The sequence below is a fragment of the Microcella sp. genome, assembly GCF_046296455.1.
GTDB lineage: Bacteria > Actinomycetota > Actinomycetes > Actinomycetales > Microbacteriaceae > Microcella.
In genome coordinates this window covers 18,719-38,584 of record NZ_JBKBLF010000020.1, presented here as the reverse complement: position 1 = coordinate 38,584, position 19,866 = coordinate 18,719, and the positions used below count along the sequence as shown (strand labels likewise).

Annotated in this window: 18 protein-coding genes; 11 read left to right on the top strand and 7 right to left on the bottom strand. The window is 72.6% G+C overall.

Annotation, left to right across the window (positions count from 1 at the left end; all coding sequences use genetic code 11):
• From ACK4HH_RS10595 to ACK4HH_RS10585, 3 genes are all read left to right on the top strand, one after another.
• Positions 1-309: DbpA RNA binding domain-containing protein (locus ACK4HH_RS10595; protein WP_409651505.1), on the top strand; the 309-nt coding region annotated here is incomplete at its 5' end.
• A 64-nt stretch (positions 310-373) separates the two neighbouring features.
• Positions 374-793 (top strand): heavy-metal-associated domain-containing protein, encoded by a 420-nt coding sequence (locus tag ACK4HH_RS10590; protein ID WP_409651502.1) that lies wholly within the window; start codon positions 374-376, stop codon positions 791-793.
• Positions 794-845: 52 nt separating this feature from the next.
• Complete coding sequence (locus ACK4HH_RS10585; RefSeq protein WP_409651509.1) at positions 846-3,065, top strand: heavy metal translocating P-type ATPase; 2,220 nt, start codon at positions 846-848, stop codon at positions 3,063-3,065.
• 90 nt (positions 3,066-3,155) lie between these two features.
• Here the strand turns inward: ACK4HH_RS10585 and ACK4HH_RS10580 are convergent, their stop codons facing one another.
• Both ACK4HH_RS10580 and ACK4HH_RS10575 read right to left on the bottom strand, forming a co-directional pair.
• Complete coding sequence (locus tag ACK4HH_RS10580) at positions 3,156-4,961, bottom strand: GMC oxidoreductase (RefSeq protein WP_409651500.1); 1,806 nt, start codon at positions 4,959-4,961, stop codon at positions 3,156-3,158.
• A 2-nt stretch (positions 4,962-4,963) separates the two neighbouring features.
• Entirely contained in the window at positions 4,964-6,664 is a 1,701-nt protein-coding gene (locus ACK4HH_RS10575; RefSeq protein WP_409651497.1) for an aldehyde dehydrogenase family protein, read from the bottom strand.
• Positions 6,665-6,759: 95 nt separating this feature from the next.
• Here ACK4HH_RS10575 and ACK4HH_RS10570 point away from each other — a divergent pair, with 95 nt between their 5' ends.
• Genes ACK4HH_RS10570 through ACK4HH_RS10560 form a run of 3 tightly spaced genes read left to right on the top strand, consistent with a single transcriptional unit; the run spans position 6,760 to position 9,403 of the window.
• A complete protein-coding gene (locus ACK4HH_RS10570; RefSeq protein ID WP_409651494.1) occupies positions 6,760-7,839 on the top strand; it encodes a type III polyketide synthase in 1,080 nt (359 codons plus the stop codon).
• Complete coding sequence (locus ACK4HH_RS10565) at positions 7,836-8,363, top strand: isoprenylcysteine carboxyl methyltransferase family protein (RefSeq protein ID WP_409651491.1); 528 nt, start codon at positions 7,836-7,838, stop codon at positions 8,361-8,363. The genes ACK4HH_RS10570 and ACK4HH_RS10565 overlap by 4 nt, the downstream gene beginning before the upstream one ends.
• Positions 8,360-9,403: an NAD(P)/FAD-dependent oxidoreductase gene (locus tag ACK4HH_RS10560; RefSeq protein ID WP_409651489.1), complete on the top strand. Its 1,044-nt coding sequence runs from the start codon at positions 8,360-8,362 to the stop codon at positions 9,401-9,403. The genes ACK4HH_RS10565 and ACK4HH_RS10560 overlap by 4 nt, the downstream gene beginning before the upstream one ends.
• A 4-nt stretch (positions 9,404-9,407) precedes the next feature.
• Here ACK4HH_RS10560 and ACK4HH_RS10555 read toward each other — a convergent pair whose 3' ends face one another.
• The 4 genes from ACK4HH_RS10555 to ACK4HH_RS10540 are packed head-to-tail and all read right to left on the bottom strand — an operon-like array spanning position 9,408 to position 12,951.
• Positions 9,408-10,061 carry an HAD hydrolase-like protein gene (locus ACK4HH_RS10555; protein WP_409651487.1) on the bottom strand — a complete coding sequence of 218 codons (654 nt, stop codon included), beginning with the start codon at positions 10,059-10,061 and terminating at the stop codon, positions 9,408-9,410.
• A 41-nt stretch (positions 10,062-10,102) separates the two neighbouring features.
• On the bottom strand, positions 10,103-10,798 hold the full coding sequence (gene nucS / locus ACK4HH_RS10550; RefSeq protein ID WP_409651485.1) for an endonuclease NucS: 696 nt from the start codon (positions 10,796-10,798) through the stop codon (positions 10,103-10,105).
• A 23-nt stretch (positions 10,799-10,821) separates the two neighbouring features.
• Positions 10,822-11,643 (bottom strand): SDR family NAD(P)-dependent oxidoreductase, encoded by an 822-nt coding sequence (locus ACK4HH_RS10545; RefSeq protein ID WP_409651482.1) that lies wholly within the window; start codon positions 11,641-11,643, stop codon positions 10,822-10,824.
• 9 nt (positions 11,644-11,652) lie between these two features.
• A complete protein-coding gene (locus tag ACK4HH_RS10540) occupies positions 11,653-12,951 on the bottom strand; it encodes an MFS transporter (RefSeq protein ID WP_409651479.1) in 1,299 nt (432 codons plus the stop codon).
• Between the two features lie 93 nt (positions 12,952-13,044).
• Between ACK4HH_RS10540 and ACK4HH_RS10535 the strand changes: the two genes are divergently transcribed.
• The 4 genes from ACK4HH_RS10535 (at position 13,045) to corA (ending at position 17,298) form a co-directional block, all read left to right on the top strand.
• Positions 13,045-14,127, top strand: coding sequence for a LacI family DNA-binding transcriptional regulator (locus tag ACK4HH_RS10535; RefSeq protein ID WP_409651477.1), 1,083 nt, complete (start codon positions 13,045-13,047; stop codon positions 14,125-14,127).
• 100 nt (positions 14,128-14,227) lie between these two features.
• Entirely contained in the window at positions 14,228-15,544 is a 1,317-nt protein-coding gene (locus ACK4HH_RS10530) for a TrkH family potassium uptake protein (protein ID WP_409651474.1), read from the top strand.
• Positions 15,537-16,235 carry a potassium channel family protein gene (locus ACK4HH_RS10525; RefSeq protein WP_409651471.1) on the top strand — a complete coding sequence of 233 codons (699 nt, stop codon included), beginning with the start codon at positions 15,537-15,539 and terminating at the stop codon, positions 16,233-16,235. The genes ACK4HH_RS10530 and ACK4HH_RS10525 overlap by 8 nt, the downstream gene beginning before the upstream one ends.
• A 61-nt stretch (positions 16,236-16,296) precedes the next feature.
• The gene (gene corA / locus ACK4HH_RS10520; protein ID WP_409651468.1) at positions 16,297-17,298 is read left to right on the top strand and encodes a magnesium/cobalt transporter CorA; all 1,002 of its coding nucleotides are present in this window, start codon (positions 16,297-16,299) and stop codon (positions 17,296-17,298) included.
• 10 nt (positions 17,299-17,308) lie between these two features.
• Here corA and ACK4HH_RS10515 read toward each other — a convergent pair whose 3' ends face one another.
• Positions 17,309-18,610: an MATE family efflux transporter gene (locus tag ACK4HH_RS10515; RefSeq protein WP_409651466.1), complete on the bottom strand. Its 1,302-nt coding sequence runs from the start codon at positions 18,608-18,610 to the stop codon at positions 17,309-17,311.
• A gap of 32 nt (positions 18,611-18,642) precedes the next feature.
• Between ACK4HH_RS10515 and ACK4HH_RS10510 the strand changes: the two genes are divergently transcribed.
• Complete coding sequence (locus tag ACK4HH_RS10510; protein WP_409651464.1) at positions 18,643-19,866, top strand: MFS transporter; 1,224 nt, start codon at positions 18,643-18,645, stop codon at positions 19,864-19,866.

Below are 19,866 nucleotides of genomic sequence, written 5' to 3'. Positions count from 1 at the left end.
CGCGACGACCGCGACGGCGCCCGCCCCGAGCGCCGCGCGCGCCCCGCCGCCGGCACCCTCGCGCCGTACCGCATCGAGGTCGGCCGCCGGCACAAGGTCGAGCCGCGCCAGATCGTCGGCGCGCTCGCCAACGAGGGAGGGCTCAGTCGCGAAGATTTCGGGGCCATCACCATTCAGCCCGACTTCTCGATCGTCGAGCTGCCCGCCGACCTCTCGCCCGCGGTGCTGCAGAAGCTGCAGGGCACGCGCATCAGCGGCAAGCTCATCGAGATCGCGCCCGACCGCGGGCGCCCGCAGCGCCGCCGCTAGCCCCCAGAACCCTCGGGACCTCCGACCCTGGAGTACCCCAGGGGGGTTTGCTAGCATCGCGGTCATGGAGACCTCGCAGACCAGCCGACTCAACCTGCTCACCGGAGCATCCGTCACCGACGCCACCGCCGACGCGCCTTCGCTTTCTGGCGGATGCTGCGGCGGAGGCTCGTGCATGTGCGGCGGCGGTGCCGCCGCAGCCCCGGCCTTCGACCTGTCGGGCAGCCGCGGGCTCGTCGACGTCGTCGACGCCGCCGACGAGGCGCCCGCTACGGCCGGCACCGAGTTTCTCGTCACGGGCATGACCTGCGGCCACTGCGTCTCGAGCGTCAAGGAGGAGGTCGGCGCGATCGCCGGCGTCGACGCCGTCGAGGTCGTGCTCAAGAAGGGTGGCGCTTCGCGCGTCACCGTCAGCTCGTCCGGCCCCGTCGACGTGGATGCCGTGCGCGCGGCCGTCGAAGAGGCCGGCTACCAGCTCGCCTGAGCCCGTGACCCTCACGCAGGCCCCGGCCGGGCTCGAGCTCGAACTGACGGGCATGACGTGCGCCTCGTGCGCCAACCGCATCGAGCGCAGCCTGAACAAGGTGCCGGGCGTCGAGGCGACGGTCAACTACGCGACCGAGAAGGCATCGGTGCGCGCGGCCGAGGGCGGGCCGCTCGACGGAGCTCCGCTCGACGCCGAGGTACTCATCGCCGCCGTGCAGAAGGCCGGGTATGGGGCGGCCGTGGCGGTTCCGCGCGAGGTGAGCGCAGCATCCACCGCCCTCGCGGCGCCGCCGGTCGACGAGCTCGCGCCGCTACGGCAGCGGCTGATCATCTCGGCGGTGCTGACGGTGCCCGTGCTGCTGATGTCGATGATCCCGGCGCTGCAGTTCACGAATTGGCAGTGGCTCGCGCTGACGCTCGCCTCGCCGGTGGCGGTGTGGGGGGCGTGGCCGTTCCACCGCGTCGCGCTGCACAACGCGCGCCGCTTGATCGCGAGCATGGACACCCTCATCTCGGTCGGCGTCAGCGCCGCCTACCTGTGGAGCCTGTACGCGCTCTTCGTCGGCGAGGCCGGCATGCCCGGCATGACCATGACGCTGCAGCTGCTCGGGCGGCCCGAGGAGGGCGCGCACGAGATCTACCTCGAGGTCGCCGCCGCCGTCACCGTCTTCATCCTGCTCGGCCGCTACCTCGAGGCGCGCGCCAAGCGCTCGTCGCGCGAGGCGCTCGACGCCCTGCTCGACCTCGCCGCCCGCGACGCATCGGTGCTGCGCGATGGCGTCGAGGTGCGCGTGCCGGTCGGCCAGCTGCAGCTCAACGACCGCTTCGTCGTGCGCCCCGGCGAAACCATCGCGACCGACGGCGTCGTCATCGACGGCACCTCGAGCGTCGACAACTCGCTGCTCACCGGCGAATCGCTGCCCGTCGACGTCGAGCCCGACAGCCGCGTGGTCGGCGGCACGATCAACGTGGGTGGCCGCCTCGTCGTCGAGACCTCGCGCGTCGGTGCCGACACCGAGCTCGCCCGCCTGGGTCGCCTCGTCGAAGAGGCGCAGACCGGCAAGGCCGACGTGCAGCGCCTCGCCGACCGGGTCTCGGGCGTGTTCGTGCCGATCGTGTTCGTGCTCGCGCTGCTGACCCTGCTCGGCTGGATTCTGCTCGGCAACTCGGTCGAGATCGGATTCACCGCGGCGGTGGCGACGCTCATCATCGCCTGCCCGTGCGCCCTCGGGCTCGCGACCCCGACGGCGCTGCTCGTCGGCACGGGGCGCGGCTCGCAGCTGGGCATCCTGATCCGCGGCCCGCAGGTGCTCGAACGCACGCGCCGCATCGACACGATCGTGCTCGACAAGACCGGCACGGTGACGACGGGGCAGATGGCCGTCACCGCCGTCATCCCCGTCGCGGGGGTCGATGGCGACCGGATGCTCGCCCTCGCCGCCGCCGCCGAAGACGGGTCGGAGCATCCGCTCGCCCGGGCGGTCGTCGACCACGCGCGTTCTGTCGGCGTCGACGTGCCCGTTGCCGGGTCGTTCGAGTCGCACGCGGGTGCGGGCGTCACGGCCGTCGTCGAGGGGCACGCTCTCGCGATCGGCCGCGCATCATGGCTGCACGAGGCGTGGGCGATCGAGGTCGACGCGGCACTCATCGTCACGCACGAAGACGCGGGGGCGACCCCGATCGTCGTCGCGATCGACGGGGCCGTCGCGGGGGTCATCGTGCTCGCCGATACCCTCAAGCCGAGCTCGGCGCTCGCGCTGTCGCGCCTGCGTGCGCTCGGGCTCGACCCGGTGCTGCTCACGGGCGACAACGCGGGGGCGGCGCGCACGGTCGGCCGCGCGCTCGGCATCGACGACGTGCGCGCGGGCGTGACGCCCGCGGGCAAGCTCGACGTCATCCGGCAGCTGCAGGCCGACGGTCACGTCGTGGCGATGGTGGGCGACGGCGTCAACGATGCGGCGGCGCTCGCCGCGGCCGATCTCGGCATCGCGATGGGGGGCGGCACCGACGCGGCCATGGCGGCGTCGGATCTCACCGTGGTCAGCGGCGACCTGCTCGTGGTGGTCGACGCCATCCGGCTCGCGCGGCGCACGCTGCGCACGATCATCGGCAACCTGTTCTGGGCCTTCGGCTACAACGTGGCCGCGATTCCGATCGCCATGCTCGGGCTGCTCAACCCGCTGCTCGCCGGGCTCGCCATGGCGTTCTCGAGCGTCTTCGTCGTGACGAACTCGCTACGCTTGCGCGGCTTCAAGCCCCAGCCGCGCTAGCCGCGCGATCCGGCGCAGATCTGGGCCAGAAGGGCGCTACCCGCGCAGCTACGTGCCGTTTTGGCCCAGATCTGGGGCTAGAAGGCGGGGCTAGGCGCGGCGTACGCGGGGCAGGCCCAGCGGCACGGGCAGGCGCAGCTCGCCGACCGCGCCGGCCGGCACCACGGGCGACCTCGGGGTCACGGGGGGCACGGGCACGTAGGTGGCGCCGAGGGCGGGGCGGGCATCCACGTCGCCGCGATTCGGCCACAGCGCGAACGCGCGCTCTGCCTGCGCGGTGATCGTGAGCGACGGGTTGACGCCGAGGTTGGCCGAGATGGCCGCGCCGTCGACGACGTGCAGGCCCTCGTGGCCGAACACGCGGTGGTACGGGTCGACGACGCCGGTCTCGGCCGAATCGCCGATCGGGCACCCGCCGAGAAAGTGCGCCGTCATGGGCACGTCGAAGACCTCGCTGATGCCCGATTGCGCGAAGCCGTTCATGTGCTGCGCCATGAGCCCGTAGGCCTGGTTCGCCTCGGGCAGGTAGGTGGGGTTGGGCTCGCCGTGCCCCTGGCTCGACCGCAGCCGGAAGCCGCCGAACGGCCCGCGTCCCGCGCGAACCGTCAGCGAGTTGTCGCGGTTCTGCATGACGAGGCCCACGATCGACCGGCGGCTCCAGCTGCCGATGCCGAAGATCATCGAGAACACGCGGCCGGGGTGGCGCAGCAGCTGGCCGATCCAGCGCAGCCAGCGCGGTGTGCGGCCACCGCCCGGCACGGCGACCGTGGCGAGCAGCGCGAGGGCGTTCGAGCCGTGGCCGTAGCGGCAAGGCTCGATGTGCGTGTGCTCGTCGGGGTGGATCGACGAGGTGATCGCGACGCCCCGCGTCATGTCGACGCCGCGCGAGTGGCGCAGGGCGGTGGATGCTCCGCCGAGGGCTTCGGAGTTCGTGCGGGTCAGTTCGCCCAGTCGGTCAGAGATACCCGGCAGGTGCCCCTCGGCCTTCATGCGGTGCAGCAGTTGCTGCGTGCCCCACGCGCCCGCCGCGACGACGACCTGATCGGCCGTGAGCGTGCGCTCGGTGCGGCGACCCTTGCCGGTGGTGCGGACGGTCACGCGGTAGCCCGCGTGAGCATCCCCAGATTCGCCTTGAATCGGCGGAACCTCGTCGGCGTTACGCCGTTTTGCCCCAGATCTGGCACCGGGGAGGGGCTCGAGGCGGGTGACCGTCGTCAGGGGGAAAACCGTGGCCCCAGCACTCTCGGCGAGGTGCAGGTAGTTCTTCACGAGCGTGTTCTTGGCGTTGTGGCGGCAGCCGGTCATGCACTCGCCGCACTCGATGCAGCCGCGTCGGGCGGGCCCCGCGCCGCCGAAGTAGGGGTCGGGTGCCTCGACGCCCGCACCCTCGCCGAAGTAGACGCCGACGGGGGTGAGGTGAAAGCTGTCGGCCACGCCGAGGTCGGCGGCGACCTTCTGCATGATCTCGTCGGCGGGCGTGATGGTGGGGTTCTGCGCGACGCCGAGCATGCGCGCGGCCTGGTCGTAGTAGGCGTCGAGCTCGGCCTTCCAGTCGGTGATGTGCGCCCACTGGCGGTCGGTGAAGAACGCGTCGCTCGCCGGGCGGTAGAGCGTGTTGGCGTAGACGAGCGAGCCGCCGCCGACCCCCGCACCGGCCAGGATCATGACGTCGTCGAGCAGGTGGATGCGCTGGATGCCGAGCAGGCCGAGGGCGGGGGCCCAGAAGAACTTCTTGAGGCTCCAGGAATTCTTGGCGAACTCGTCATCGGCGAAGCGGCGACCGGCCTCGAGCACGGCGACCGAGTAGCCCTTCTCGACGAGCCGCAGCGCGGCGACCGAACCGCCGAAGCCCGAGCCGACCACGATGACGTCGTGGTGCCCTGCCGTGCCGACCATGCTCAGCCCTTTCGGTAGCTGTCGATCGCCGCGGCGCCGATCGGGGCGGCGATGGCCCACGAGTCGATGCCGGCGAAGCGCGTCAGGCGGCGCGCGGTGACGTGCGAGGTCGTGTTGTCGACGTACCAGAGCGGCGTCGGCGAGGGCTTCCACACGCCCGTGCCCACGGTGCGCTCGACGTGCTCGGGGTCGAGCAGCAGCGCGTTGTGCACGATGCCGATGCCGCTGCCGACGTCGTCGAGCGTGTGGCCGGGGAACGCGCCCCAGCTCGCGCCGGGCATGCCGAAGATCGTGCCCGTCCAGGCGTTGACGCCGATGGCCCCGTAGCGCAGCTCGGCCAGCGCGCGGTCGAACCGGCCGCCGAGCTCGTCGCGCGTTCGGGGGTGGATGTGGATGCCGGCCCCCAGATGACCGACCAGGCGGTCGTTGGCGAAGGCGACCGCGGCATCCAGAAACGCCCCGGGGTCGCGCGAGCCGGGCAGCCGCACGATGCCGAGCACGGGGGCGAAGGCCTCGACCGTGAACAGGTGCTCGTCGGCGTTCTCGGGGTCGAGGTGGTCGACGAGCGTGCGCGGCACGTTGGGGTCGCCGCCCAGCACGGCCGCATCGGGGTGCATCGTGACGACAGCCAATTGGCGGCTGGATGCGCCCGGGTAGTACGCGGGGCGCTCGGGCGCTGCGGCGTAGTGCCGCCGCACCGCCTCGACGAACTCGTCGGCGCGCTGCCACGCCTCGGGGATCACGACGATCTGCGAGGCGATGCAGTTGAACCCGCTGTTGTGCAGCCGCTGCGTCACGACGTTGCGCGCGACATCGTCGACGTTCTGGCTCGACCAGCCGTCTTCTGGCACCACGATCACCGGCCCCACGCCGCCGAGCTCGCTCGTGATGGGCTTCGTCAGCAGGGGGGTGCCGGCTGCCCGCCGCGCCTCGGCATCGACGTCGGTGCCCCACACGATGGCGTCGTGGGTGTGCCGGCTGCCCGTGATGTGCACGGCGTCGACGGCCTCGTGGTGGATGAGCGCCGCTCCCACCTCGTGACCGCCCTCGGTGATGTGCAGCACCCCGAGCTCGATGAAGGGCGCGAAGGCCTGCGCCATCGCGGCGCCGACGCCCGCGTTGACGGGGTTGAGCTTGACGACGACGGCCGAGGCCTCCTGGTAGAGGGCCGTGAGCACGTCGAGGGCCGGGATTCCGGTGATGTTGCCGGCGCCGAGCACGAGCGTCACGCGCGGCGCGCGGTTGGGGTCGCGCAGGGCCCGGGCGACGCCGCGCCGCGCCTGGTCGAGCGAGACGCCGGGCCGCAGCCAGAGGTTCGCCTCGTAGCCCTGCAGCACGAGGTCTTTCGTGAGGTACGGGAACACCTTCAGGGTCGTGCGACCACCGGGTGCCGTGCCGAGCTCGACCTCGTCGATGGGCGAACGGCCCTTCTCGATGAGTTTCAGGGTCTTCTCGATCGCGCTCGTGGCGGTGATGACGGCGTAGGGCCCGCTCGACCACTCCTCGCCGGCGGCGGGGCTGCGCGGATCGATGCCCTTGAGCGCGCACGCGGCCTCGACCCAGGCGGGGGCCGCGGCGAGGGTCGCGGCGCGCACGGCCCGCAGCACGGCGCGGCGTTCGGCGATCGTCATGCGCACCCAGCGCTCGGCCCCGGCTTGCAGGGCGCGCAGCGAGGGCTCGAGCTCGGCGATGATGGCAGGCACGCGGTTCCTCCAGGAGCGGTTCGACGGCGAACGATCCGACCCTTCGACTGTAGCCGCCGAGGGCGCGTGTCAACCCTGCGCGCGGGCGCAGGGCCGTGTGCCATCATTCGCGCATGGCTCGGATTCTGGCGGTGGCACCGGTGCTGCCGCCGCACGTGGCCACGCAGGCCCAGATCACGGCCGAGCTCGCCGAGGGCATGACCGACGACCCTGCGGCGCGCGCGGTCATGCAGCGCATCCATGCCGCGAGCGGCATCGAGACCCGCCACCTCGCCCTCCCGCTCGCCGAGTACCGCGGCATCGAGGGCTTCACGGCGACGAACGCGCTGTTCGCCGATCTCGCCCTGCCCCTTGCCGAGCGTGCCGTGACGGCGGCGCTCGCCGAGGCGGGGCTGCGCGTCGACGAGGTCGACCACCTGTTCTTCACGACCGTCACGGGCCTCGGGGCGCCCTCGCTCGACGCGCGGCTCGCGACGAGCATGGGCTTTCGCGCCGACCTGCGCCGCGTGCCGAGCTTCGGGCTGGGCTGCGTCGCGGGCGCCGCGGGGCTCGCGCGCGTCGCCGACTACCTGGCCGGGCATCCCCAGGGCGTCGCCCTGCTCGTGGCCGTCGAACTGTGCTCGCTGACCCTGCAGTGGGACGACCCCTCGATGGCGAACGTCGTCGGCACCGGCATCTTCGGCGACGGCGCCGCCGCCGTCGTCATGGTGGGGGATGCCCATCCGGCGCTCGCCGCCGCCGAGCCGCGCGCCCGCGTCGTCGGCAGCCGCAGCGCCCTCTACCCCGAGAGCGCCGAGATGATCGGCTGGCGCATCGGCGAGAGCGGCTTTCGGCTCATGCTCGCCGCGGGAGTGCCCGCGCTCATCGACGGCCACTTCGCCGGCGCCGTCGACGAACTGCTCGCCGAGGTCGGGTGGAGCCGCGCCGAGGTCGACGACTGGATCGCCCACCCCGGGGGGCCGCGCGTGCTCGAGTCGTTCAGTGCCGCCCTCGACCTCGCCCCGGCGGCGCTCGCGTCGAGCTGGGCCGTGCTCGCGCGCGCGGGCAACATGTCGTCGGCCGCCGTGCTGCACGTGCTGGCCGAGGGGGGACCGCGCCCCGCGGGCACACGCGCCGTGCTCTTCGCCCTGGGGCCGGGGGTCACGGCCGAGATCGTCGCATTGGAGTGGTCATGAGCGTCGTGCTGTACATCGCCCTCGTTCTCGCGACGGGCGTCGAGCGGCTCATCGAGCTCGTCATCTCGAAGCGCAACGCCGCGCACGCCTTCGCCCAGGGCGGCGTCGAGCACGGCCAACGGCACTTCCCCGTCATGGTCGTGCTGCACACGGGCCTGCTGCTCGCCTGCATCGCCGAGGTGGTGCTGCTCGACCGCCCCTTCATCGGTGCGCTGGGCTGGCCCATGCTCGTCATCGCGCTGCTGTGCCAGGCGGGCCGCTACTGGGTCATCGCCTCGCTCGGCCGGCAGTGGAACACGCGCGTCATCGTCGTGCCCGGCGCGACGCGCGTGACGCGCGGGCCGTACCGTTTCGCCTGGCTGCGCCACCCGAACTACTGGATCGTCGCGATCGAGGGCATCGCCCTGCCGCTCGTGCACTCGGCCTGGATCACCGCGCTCGCGTTCACTGTGCTCAACGCCGTGCTGCTGCTGGCCTTCCGCATCCCCACCGAGAACCGCGCGCTTGCGGCGCTGCGCACGTGACACCGCGGCTCGACGCCGACGTGCTCATCGCGGGCGGCGGCCCCATCGGCCTCGCGACGGCGCTCGAGCTGCACGCGCGCGGGCTGACGGCGGTCGTGCTCGAGCCGCGCGAAGGAACGATCGACAAGGCCTGCGGCGAAGGGCTCATGCCCGGGGCGCTCGCCGCCCTCGGCCGGCTCGGCGTCGACCCGGCGGGGCACCCGCTGCGGGGCATCCGGTATCAGGATGCCCGGCGCGCCGTCACCCATCGCTACCGCTCGGCGGCCGGCCGGGGAGTGCGCCGCACGGTGCTGCACGACGCGTTGCGGGCCCGAGCGGCCGAGGTCGGCATCGAGACGCGTGCCCTTCGTGTCGACGAGGTCGCGCAGCACGACGACCACGTGACCGTCGGGGGGATGCGCGCCCGGTGGCTCATCGGCGCCGACGGCCTCCACTCGACCGTGCGCACGGCGGCCGGGCTCGACCGGCCCGCGCGCGCGTCGACGCGTGAACGGCGCCGCTACGGGCTGCGGCAGCACTTCGCCGTCGCGCCGTGGAGCGACCTCGTCGAAGTCACCTACCTGCCCGAGGCCGAGCTCTACATCACGCCCGTCGACGGGGGCACGGTCGGAGTGGCCGTGCTCGCGCCGCGGCCGCTCGATCTCGCGGCGGCGCTCGCGCAGGCTCCCGCTGTGCGCGAGCGGCTCGCGGGTGCCGCCGAGGCGAGCACCCTGCGCGGAGCCGGCGCGCTGCGGCAGCGCACGCGCGCCCGCACTGCCGGCCGCGTCGCGCTCGTCGGTGACGCCTCGGGATACGTCGATGCGCTCACCGGCGAGGGGCTGCGCGTCGGGCTCGCCCAGGCCGAGGTGCTCGCCGACTGCCTCGCGCGCGATGACCTGCCCGGCTACGAGCGCGCGTGGGCGCGGTCGACGCGCGACTTTCGCGTGCTGACGGCTGGGCTGCTCGCCGCCGCGACCTCGCCCGCCCGCGGGCTCATCGTGCCGGCTGCGGCCGCGCTGCCGCGCGTCTTCGGCGCGGTGGTCGAGCGGCTCGCGCGCTGAGCGGCTACAGGCCGAGCAGGGCGCGCAGCTCGTCGACGTCGTGGGCGACGGCGCGGGCGTGCGCGAACTCCTCGGGGCTGCCGTACCCCCACGACACCGCGATCGTCGGGATGCCGTGGGCCGCGGCGCCCTCGACGTCGTGCACGCGGTCGCCGATCATGACGGGGCGCGTGAGGTCGGCATCCATCGCCCGCAATCGAATCAGTGCCTCGGCGACGACGTCGGCCTTCGCGCTGCGCACCTCGTCGGCCGAGGCGCCCGTGATGATGTCGAAGTGGTGGGCGATCGTGAAGTGCTCGAGCATGAGCGTGGCAGGCAGCTCGGGCTTCGAGGTGGCGAGGCTGAGCGGGATGCCCGCCGCCGCGATGTCCTCCACCAGCAGCCCCATGCCGGGGTAGAGGGTCGCGTCGTAGGCGCCGCGGTCGAGGTAGCGCGCGCGGTAGACCTCGAGGGCGCGCTCGCGCTCGGCGAGCGTCATGCCGGCGCGGTCGCGGAACGAGTCGAGAATCGGCGGGCCGACGTAGCGCAGCAGCTCGTCCTGGTCGGGCACGGGCAGGCCGAGCTGCTCGAAGGTATAGGCGAGGGTGTCGGTGATGCCGGGAGCCGAGTCGGTGACCGTGCCGTCGAGATCGAGCAGGATCGCCGTGTAGGGGAGCATGACTCGAGCCTAGGCGCGGCGCCTGTGCTCATCGGGCCGGCTCAGAACAGCCGGGGTACGCCGTCGTCCATGCCGCGCATGGCGTCGTAGTCGAGCAGCAGGCAGCGGATGCCGCGGTCTTCGGCGAGCGTGCGCGCCTGCGGCGTGATCTCCTGCGCCGCGAAGACACCCGCGACGGGCGCGAGCAGCGGGTCGCGGTTCATGAGTTCGAGGTATCGCGTCAACTGCTCGACGCCGTCGATGCCGCCCCGGCGCTTGATCTCGACGGCGACGGATGCTCCGCTCGCGTCGCGCGCCAGAATGTCGACCGGGCCGATGGCCGTCATGTACTCGCGGCGCACGAGCGTGAAGCCCTCGCCCAGCAGCTCGATGTGCTCGGCCAGCAGCTTCTGCAGGTGGGCCTCGACGCCGTCCTTCTGCAGGCCGGGGTCGACCCCGAGCTCGTGGGCGGAGTCGTGCAGCACCTCGTGGATGCTCACGACGAGCAGGTCGGCGGTCTTCGCGTGCGTGACGCGCCACAGCTCGAGCACCCCGGCCGCGCGCTGGTCGTCGTCGGGCTCGTCGATGACGAGCGTGCACGGCGGGCTCATCCAGTTGAGCGGCTTGTAGCTCAGCGCGTCGGCGTGCACGAGCAGGCTTCCGTCGCTCTTGTGAATGAGCAGGCGCGTGGCCAAGGGAAGGTGCGCACTGAGCCGGCCCGCGTAGTCGACGGAGCAGCGGGCGATGACGAGGCGCATCCCCTCAGCCTACGGCGGCGAGGTCAGGCCCAGAGGCCGGGGCGGCGCTCTTCGGCGATGCCGTTGCCGCCGTCGACGACGATGAGCTGGCCGGTGATGTACGACGCGCCGGGGGAGGCGAGCCACGCGATGGCGGAGGCGATCTCGGCTGGGGTGCCACTGCGGCCGAGGGGCACGAGCTGGCCTTCTTCCGCCTCGTGCTCGAGCTGCGAGGCGGTCGCGATCCAGCCCGGCGCAACGGCGTTGACCGTGATTCCGCTGCGGGCCTCGTCGACCGCGAGACCGCGCGTGAAGCCGAGCACGCCCGCCTTCGCCGTGGCGTAGCCGAGGTCGTCGCGCGCGGCCTGCACGGCTCCGGTCGTCGAGGCGACCGTGACGACGCGGCCCCAGCCCTGCGCCCGCATGCCCGCGATGACCGCGCGCGTGACGAGGAACACGCTCGTGAGGTTCACGTCGACGGCGCTGCGCCACTCGTCGATGCTCATGCCGATGTCGCCCCGCGGCATCTCTTCCCCCGTCGCGACCATGCCGGCGTTGTTGACGAGGATGCTGAGCTCGCCCACCGCCTCGACGGCAGCCGCGACCGCCGCGGTCGCCGCCTGCTCGGTCTCGAGCCGCGCGACGACCCCGTGCGCCTCGAACCCCAGCGCGGCCAGCTCGGCCACGCGCTGCTCGATGCGGTCGGTCGTCGCCGTCATCACGACGCAGGCCCCGCGCTCGGCGAGCGCGCGGGCCGTGGCGAAGCCGATGCCCGAGGCCGATCCGCACCCCGTGACGAGGGCTGCGCGGCCGCTCAGATCGAGGTCGGCGGGCAGGGCGGGGCGTGCGGGGGCGGAGCTCGTCATGCGGTGAGCCTAGGGGCGGGCATCCGGAGCCGGGGCGGCGGCCTTGGCAGGCGCGGCCGTGTCGGAAGGAGGCGCGGCTTTGTCGTCAGCCGACCCGCGCACGGCGGATCCGCTCTCGCGCGCGGCGGGCGTCGCGATGAAGGCGACGCCGATGAGCACGAGCACGACCCAGAACGCCGAGAGCAGGCCGACGGCCTCGCCGAGGAACCCGATGAGGGGCGGGCCGACGAGGAAGGCGAAGTAGCCGACGGTTGCGACGGCCGACACGCGCGCGGCGGCCTTGGCCGGGTCGTCGGCCGCGGCCGACATGCCGACGGGGAATCCGAGCGAGGCGCCGAGGCCCCACGCGACGATGCCGATCGCGGCGGCGACGGGGGAGTCGATGAGGATGAGCACGGCGAGACCGGCGATCGCGAGCAGGGCCGAGGCGCGCAGCACGGGCACGCGCCCGAAGCGGTCGAGCACCCACACGCCGCCGATGCGACCGACCGTCATGGCCGTGGCGAAGAGCGTGAAGTACAGGGCGCCCGTGGCCTCGTCGACACCGCGGTCGTCGACCATGGCGAGGGCGAGCCAGTCGTTGGCCGAGCCCTCGGCGAAGGCCATGCCGAGCACGATGAGGCCGATGACGAGCGTGCGCGGCTCGCGCCAGATCGCCATGCGCTCGCCGAAGGTCGTGCGCGCGGGGCCGTCTCCGTCGTCGTCGAGACCCGGCAGCGCGCGGTGCTTCGGCAAGAACCGCACGACGACGAGCGCCGCCGCCCCGAGCAGCACGGCCATGAAAACGGTGTGCACGTCGACCCCGAGACCGAGCGCGCTCACGCCCGCGGCGATGCCCGCGCCCGTGATGGTGCCGAGGCTCCACGAGGCGTGGAACCACGGCATGATGCTGCGGCCCTGGGCTTGCTCGACGGCGGCGCCCTCGACGTTCATGGCGACATCGGTCATGCCCGAGGCCGCGCCGAAGACCATGAGGCCGATGAAGGTGACGGCGAAGCTCTGCAGCGTCGCGGCGCCCAGCCCCATGAGCGCGAGCGCGCCCAGGCTCGAGAGCACGGCGATGAGGATGGTCGTGCGCGAGCCGATGCGGGCGATGACGTGTGATGAGGCCAGCAGGCCGATGATCGAGCCCCCGGCCATGCCCATGATGAGGATGCCGAACTCGTCGGTGCGCACATCGAGCGCGTCGCGCACGGCCGGCGTGCGCGCGAACCACGTGGCCATGGCGAGGCCGTTGATGGCGAAGACCGCGAAGACGGCGATGCGCCAGGCGGCGAGCGTGGGCAGGGTGCCGGTGGAGGTGGACACAGCGGCCTTTCGAGAGCGTGGGGTGGGGCGCAGGCCCGGGGTGACGCCGAGTCGAATCGATTCGACACCAGAATTCGACTACAGTAACAGCCGATGACGACCCCGGCAACGCGCACGCCCTCCGCGCCCGACGAGGCGGCCCGGCCGACCCTCGCGGCCGTCGCGGCGCGCGCCGGCGTCTCCGCATCCACGGCCTCGCTAGCCTTCAGCGGCTCGGGCCCCGTCGCCGACGACACCCGCGAGCGCGTGCTCGCCGCCGCGCGCGAGCTCAACTACGGCGGCCCCGACCCGCGCGCCCGCAGCCTGCGCACCGGCCGCAGCGGCATCATCGCGGTCGTCATGGAAGACCGCATCCGCGACGCATTCCGCGACCCCATGGTCGTCGCGATGCTCGACGGCATCGCCGACGAGCTCGGCCAGGCCGGCTACAGCCTGCTACTACTCACCGACAGCGACGACCGCCCGGTGGGCGGCCTGCGCGATGCCTCGATGGATGCCGCGCTGCTGCTCGGCTGCAGCACCGACCTCGACCCCGCCGTCGCGGTGCTGAGCCAGCGCCAAGTGCCGCTCATCGGCGTCGAGGCGCAGGCACGCCCCGGCATGCACCGCGTCGACCTCGACAACCGCGAGGGCATGCGCGCGGGCGCCGAGCACCTGCACGCCCTCGGCCACCGCCGCGTCGGCGTCGTGACGCTGCCGATGGATCGCGCGCACACGCGCGGCCCCCTCACCGCCGAGTGGGAATCGTCGAGCGACGCCTACACCGGTCTCGAGCGGCTGCGCGGCGTGCGCGATGTCTACCCGGATGCTCCCGCCGAGGTCGCTGCCGGCAGCCTCATCGACGAGGGCCATCGGGCCACCCTCGCGCTGCTGCAGCGCGATCCGGGTCTCACCGCGATCGTCGCGCAGAGCGACCTGCTCGCCCTCGGAGCGATCCAGGCGGCCGACGAGCTCGGCCTGACCGTGCCCGGCGACCTGAGCGTGCTCGGCTTCGATGGGGCGCGCATCGACGGGCTCAGCATCCACCGCCTGACGACCCTCGTGCAGCCGATCGTCGAGAAGGGCCGGGCGGCGGCCCGCATGGCCCTCGCGGCGCTCGCGGGCGACCCCGTGGTCGATGTGGCCTTCACGAGCGAGCTGCGCATCGGCACGACGACGGCGCCGCCCCGCGCCTGAGCACGACACGCCGCCGACTTGCGCGCGGGCGACAGAAGACTAGAGTCTGCGGGTGCCTCTTACGAGGGCGCCCCAGCGACGCTCGAACACTCGAATCCGATTGAACCCGCCTCAGGCCGTTGTCATCGGATTCCTCGGTGCAATCCTCGTGGCCACGGCGCTGCTCGCGCTGCCGATCGCGCACGCCCCCGGCGCCGAGGTGACGCTGCTCGACGCGGCCTTTACCGCGGTCTCGGCGGTGTGCGTCACGGGGCACGTGGTCGTCGACACCGCCACGGTGTGGTCGCCCTTCGGCCACGCGGTGATCGTCGCCTTCATTCAGCTCGGCGGCCTCGGCATCATGCTCGTCGCCTCGCTCATCGGCCTCGCACTGCTGCGGCGCATCTCGCTGCGCGGTCGCATGGTCGCCGGCGCCGAGAACCGCGCGGTCACGACGGGCGACGCCGTGCGCCTCGCTCGCGGCATCGTGCTGACCTCGCTCATCATCGAGGCGGTCGTGGCGGTCATCCTGACCCTGCAGTTCTGGCTGTCATACGGGGATGCCCTGCCGACGGCGCTCGGACGCGGCGTGTTCCTCGCCATCTCGTCGTTCAACAACGCCGGCTTCGCCCCGTTCAGCGACAATATGATCGGGTTCGCCACCGACCCCATCGTCGTACTGCCCATGTGCATCGCCACGATCCTCGGCGGCCTCGGGTTCCCCGTGCTGCTGCAGCTGCGGCGCGAGCTGCGGCGGCCCCTGCACTGGAGCATGAACACCAACCTCGTGCTCGCGATGACGGCCCTGCTGCTCGTGCTCGGCACCGTCGTCATCGCGGCCTTCGAGTGGAGCAACCCCGCGACGATCGGCGAGCTCTCGGTGGGCGATCGGCTGCTCGTGTCGTTCTTCCACTCGGTGCAGGCGCGCACGGCCGGCTTCAACTCGGTCGACATCGGGCAGATGACGAGCGAGACCTGGCTCAGCATCGACGTGCTGATGTTCATCGGCGGCGGTCCCGCGGGCACAGCCGGCGGCATCAAGGTCACGACCTTCGCCGTGCTGCTCTTCATCATCATCACCGAGCTGCGGGGCGAGGGCGCCGTCAATATCTTCGGCAAGCGGCTCTCTCGCGCCGTGCACCGAGAGGCCATCACGATCACGCTGCTCTCGATGGCCGCCGTCATGAGCGCCACGATCGCGCTCATGGTGATCACGCACCTCGACCTCGACGTGTTGCTGTTCGAGGTCATCTCGGCCTTTGGCACGGTGGGGCTCAGCACGGGCATCACGGCCGACCTGCCGCCGGCCGCGCAGATCATCCTCATGATCCTCATGTTCCTGGGCCGGCTCGGCCCGCTCACGCTCGGCACCGCCCTGGTGCTGCGGCAACGCAAGGTGCTGTACGAGCTCCCCAAGGAAAGGCCCGTCATTGGTTAACTCCCGCATCTTCAGTCGCGACCGCGCTACGCGCATCGCCGAGGCCGACTCGGTGGCCGTCATCGGCCTCGGCCGGTTCGGGCGCGCGATCGCGCTCGAGCTCATGGCCACGGGCACCGAGGTGCTCGGCATCGACGCCGACGAAGACATCGTGCAGTCGCTCAACGGGCAGCTCACCCAGGTGGTGCGCGCCGACACCACGAAGGAGGAGGTGCTGCGGCAGCTCGCGGTCAACGAGTTCGACCGCGTCGTCGTGGCCATCGGATCTGACGTGCAGTCGAGCATCTTGACCACCTCGATCCTGCTGCGCATGCAGATTCCGCACCTGTGGACCAAGGCCGTGAGCGACGCCCACGGGCAGATCCTCACGCAGCTCGGCGTGCAGCACGTCATCTACCCCGAGCACGAGATGGGCCGCCGCGTGGCGCACCTCGTGCGGGGCGCCGCCCTCGACTACATCGAGGTCGACGACGACTACGCCATCGTCAAGATGGGCCCCAACCGCGTGGTCGAGGGCAAGCGCCTCGGCGACACCGACCTGCGCAAGCAGCACGGCGTGACGGTCATGGCCGTGCAGCGCGGCGACGCCGAGTGGTGCAACGCCGACGCCGATACCGTCATCATGCCGGGGGATACCATTCTCATCGCCGGCCCCATCAAGAAGGCCGAGGCGTTCGGCCAGCTGCGCTGAGCGGCAGCGATCCCGCGCGCGACGCTGCGGGGATGCCCGTGAATGAAAGAGGAGCGCACGTATGGCCGTCGTCGATAGCGCCGTCTACGTCGAGGGGCTGCGCCGCCCTGGCGTCGTCGGCCTCGACGAGACCTATGAGGTCGTGCGCGCGACGGGCGGCGTCGCCTGGATCGGCCTGTACCGGCCGACCGTCGACGAGCTCGAGTCGGTCGCGGCCGAGTTCGGCCTTCACCACCTCGCGGTGGAGGACGCCCTCAAGGGCCACCAGCGCTCGAAGCTCGAGCGCTACGGCGACACCCTCTTCCTCGCCCTGCGCACGGCGCGCTACGTCGACGAGACCGAGACGGTCGAGTTCGGCGAGCTGCACGTGTTCGTCGGCCCGCAGTTCGTCGTCACGGTGCGGCACGCCGAGTCGCCCGACCTCGCGCTCGTGCGCGACCGCCTCGAGGCCGACCCCGAGCTGCTCGCCAAGGGCCCCGAGGCGATCCTCTACGCCGTGCTCGACGAGGTGGTCGACGAGTACGAGCCCGTGATCGACGGCCTCGAGAACGACATCGACGAGATCGAGGACCAGCTTTTCGGCGAAGACGACCACGACCTCGTGACGCGGCGCATCTACGACCTCTCGAGCGAGGTCATCGGCTTCCAGCGCGCGGTGCAGCCGCTCATCGGCATCATCGGCGCCCTGCAGCGCGGCGGCGAGAAGTACGGCGTCGACCTCGACCTCAGCCATCACCTCGGCGACGTGCTCGATCACGTCACCCGTGCGGGCGAGCGCGCCGACACCTTCCGCTCGCTGCTCGACAAGGCTCTGCAGGTGCAGTCGACGCTCATCACGCGCCGCATGACCGAGGTGAGCGTCGCGCAGAACGAGCAGATCAAGCGCATCACCTCGTGGGCGGCCATCCTGTTCGCCCCCACGCTCGTCGGCACGGTCTACGGCATGAACTTTCGATACATGCCCGAGCTCGAGTGGGTGTTCGGCTACCCCTTCGCGATGGGGCTCATGCTGCTGCTCGGCATCGGGCTCTACGTCGCCTTCAAGCGGCGCGACTGGCTCTAGCCGCTGAAGCTCAGGCGGCGCCTGTCACGATCCATCCCGAGCCTCGGGCGCGCAGACCGAGGGTGAGCGCCCGGGCGCCGAGGTAGGCGAACGTGAACGCCGCCAGCAGGGGGGCGAGCGCCGCGACGAACGGCAGCACGGCCAGGTACACGAGCAGGTTGAGCAGGCCCGTCCACGCCAGGTACCGGGCATCGCCCGCGCCGATCAGCACCCCGTCGAGCACGAACACGAGCCCCGCGAGCGGCAGCCCGGCGGCCAGGATGCCCAGGGCGAGCGGCAGCGCCGACCGCACCGCGGCATCCGAGGTCATGACGATCGTCAGCAGCGGGATCGCGGCCGCGACGAGCACCGCGAGCACGGCACCCGTCAGCACCCCCCAGCCGACCAGGCGTCGGGTGATGGCGTGCACGCGGTCGACCTGCGCGGCCCCGAGGCCGTGGCCGACGAGGCTCTGCCCCGCGATCGCGAGGGCGTCGAGGGCGAGCGCGAGCAGGCTGTAGACGGCGAACCACACGTGCGTCGCGGCGAGCTCGGGCGTGCCGAGGCCCGTCGCCACGACGACGGTGGTGACGAGCGCGATGCGCAGGCTCAGCGTGCGCAGCAGCAGCCACGAGCCCGAGCGCGCCGCCGCCTCGATGCCGGTGCGGCCCGGCCGCAGGGTGGCGCCGGTCGTGCGCGCGTGCCGCACGCACACGGCGACGAGCGCGACCGCCATGCCCCACTGCGCGATGACGGTGCCGATCGCCGAACCGGCGATGCCGAGCCCGAGCCCGTAGATGAGCACGGCGTTGAGCGCGATGTTGGCGCCGAAGCCGCCGGCGGCGACGAGCAACGGGGTGCGGGCATCCTGCAGCCCGCGCAGCATGCCCGTCGCGGCGAGCACGAGCAGCATGCCCGGGATGCCCCACCACGCGATGCTCAGATACTCGAGCGCCGCGGCCGCGACCGCGGTCTCGGCTCCGAAGGCTTCGAGCACGAGCGGGCTCAGCGGCACCATGAGCGCCAGCAGCAGCACGCCGATGCCGAGCGCGAGCCAGAGCCCGTCGATGCCGGCCGCGAGCGCTCCCCGGGCATCGCCCGCGCCCAGGCGGCGCGCGACGAGCGGGGTCGTGGCGTAGGCGAGAAACACGAGCAGGCCGATCGCCGTCTGCAGCACGGTGCTCGCGAGCCCGAGCCCCGCGAGCGGCTCGGCCCCGAGGTGCCCGACCATGGCCGTGTCGGTGAGCACGAAGAGCGGCTCGGCGACAAGGGCGCCGAGCGAGGGCACGGCGAGCCGCAGAATGTCGCGGTCGAGCGCGCGTCGGGTGGTCACCTCGCCACGCTAGCCGCCCCTAGCATCGGGTCATGCTCTCGGTGCTGCGCGATCGCCGCTTCGCCGCCCTGTTCGCCTCGCAGGTGGCGTCGCTGCTCGGCACGGGCATTCTCACGGTCGCCATCGCGCTGCTCGCCGCGCGCATCGCGGGCGACGACGCGGGGGTCGTGCTGAGCATCGCGCTCACGATCCGCATCGCCACCTACGTCGTCGTCTCGCCCATCGCGACCGCCCTACTCGCGGGCCGATCGACGCGCGGGGTGCTCGTCGCCGCCGACGCGGCGCGCATCGGCATCGCGCTCTCGCTCGTGCTCGTGACCGAGGCCTGGCAGCTGTACGTGGCGATCCTGCTGCTGCAGTCGGCCTCGGCCGTGTTCACCCCGACCTTCCAGGCCGCCATCCCCGAGGTGCTGCCCGACGAGGCCGACTACACGGCGGCGCAGTCGCTCGCGCGGCTGGCTTACGACCTCGAGTCGCTCGTGAGCCCGCTGCTCGCCGCCGCCCTCGTGCTCGTGCTGCCGACCTCGTGGCTGTTCGGCGTGACGGCGGTCGGATTCGCCGCCTCGCTCGCGGCCGTGCTGCTCTCGCGGCTCGAGCTGCGCACCCCCGTGTCGGGCGAGCCCTTCGTCGCGCGCCTCGTGCGCGGCGTGCGGCTCATCGGCACCATCGAGTCGACCCGGTTCCTCGCGCTGCTCGACGCCGTCGTCGCCGCGGTCTATGCGACCGTGCTCGTCAACACCGTCGTCATCGCGCTGCGCTTCGACGGCGGGGCCGACGAGGTCGTCGCGCCCCTGGCCCTGGCTCTGGCGCTCTTCGGGCTCGGCTCGATCGCCCTGGCCCTCGTGCTGCCCGCCCTGCTGCGCCGCGTGAGCGACCGCGCGGTCATGACGGCGGGCGCGGTAGCCGTCATCGGCCTGCTCGCGGTGGTCGCCGTGGTCGAGGCCGGCCCAGGGCTCGACCTCGTGGCCCTCGGCGCGCTCTGGTTCGGGCTGGGCGCGGCCTCGTCGGCCGTCAGCACGCCGAGCGCGCGGCTCATCCGGCGCGACGTCGGCACGGCCGACCGCCCGGCCGTCTTCGCGGCGCGCTTCTCGACCTCGCACGCGTGGTACGCGGTGGCGTATCCGCTCGCGGGCGTGGGCGGCTCACTGTGGGGGGTCGCGGCAGCGACCGGGGTGCTCGCGGCGCTCGCGCTGGCCGTGCTCGTGGGGGCGGTCGCGGGGTCGCGGCGGGCATCCACCCCCGTCGACCGCACGTGA

Coding starts and splice junctions, on each gene's coding strand:
- ACK4HH_RS10590 (WP_409651502.1), top strand. CDS start 374: ATGGAGACCTCGCAGACCAGCCGACTCAACCTGCTCACCGGAGCATCC.
- ACK4HH_RS10585 (WP_409651509.1), top strand. CDS start 846: ATGACGTGCGCCTCGTGCGCCAACCGCATCGAGCGCAGCCTGAACAAG.
- ACK4HH_RS10580 (WP_409651500.1), bottom strand. CDS start 4,961: ATGGTCGGCACGGCAGGGCACCACGACGTCATCGTGGTCGGCTCGGGC.
- ACK4HH_RS10565 (WP_409651491.1), top strand. CDS start 7,836: ATGAGCGTCGTGCTGTACATCGCCCTCGTTCTCGCGACGGGCGTCGAG.
- ACK4HH_RS10555 (WP_409651487.1), bottom strand. CDS start 10,061: ATGCTCCCCTACACGGCGATCCTGCTCGATCTCGACGGCACGGTCACC.
- nucS (WP_409651485.1), bottom strand. CDS start 10,798: ATGCGCCTCGTCATCGCCCGCTGCTCCGTCGACTACGCGGGCCGGCTC.
- ACK4HH_RS10545 (WP_409651482.1), bottom strand. CDS start 11,643: ATGACGAGCTCCGCCCCCGCACGCCCCGCCCTGCCCGCCGACCTCGAT.
- ACK4HH_RS10535 (WP_409651477.1), top strand. CDS start 13,045: ATGACGACCCCGGCAACGCGCACGCCCTCCGCGCCCGACGAGGCGGCC.
- corA (WP_409651468.1), top strand. CDS start 16,297: ATGGCCGTCGTCGATAGCGCCGTCTACGTCGAGGGGCTGCGCCGCCCT.
- ACK4HH_RS10510 (WP_409651464.1), top strand. CDS start 18,643: ATGCTCTCGGTGCTGCGCGATCGCCGCTTCGCCGCCCTGTTCGCCTCG.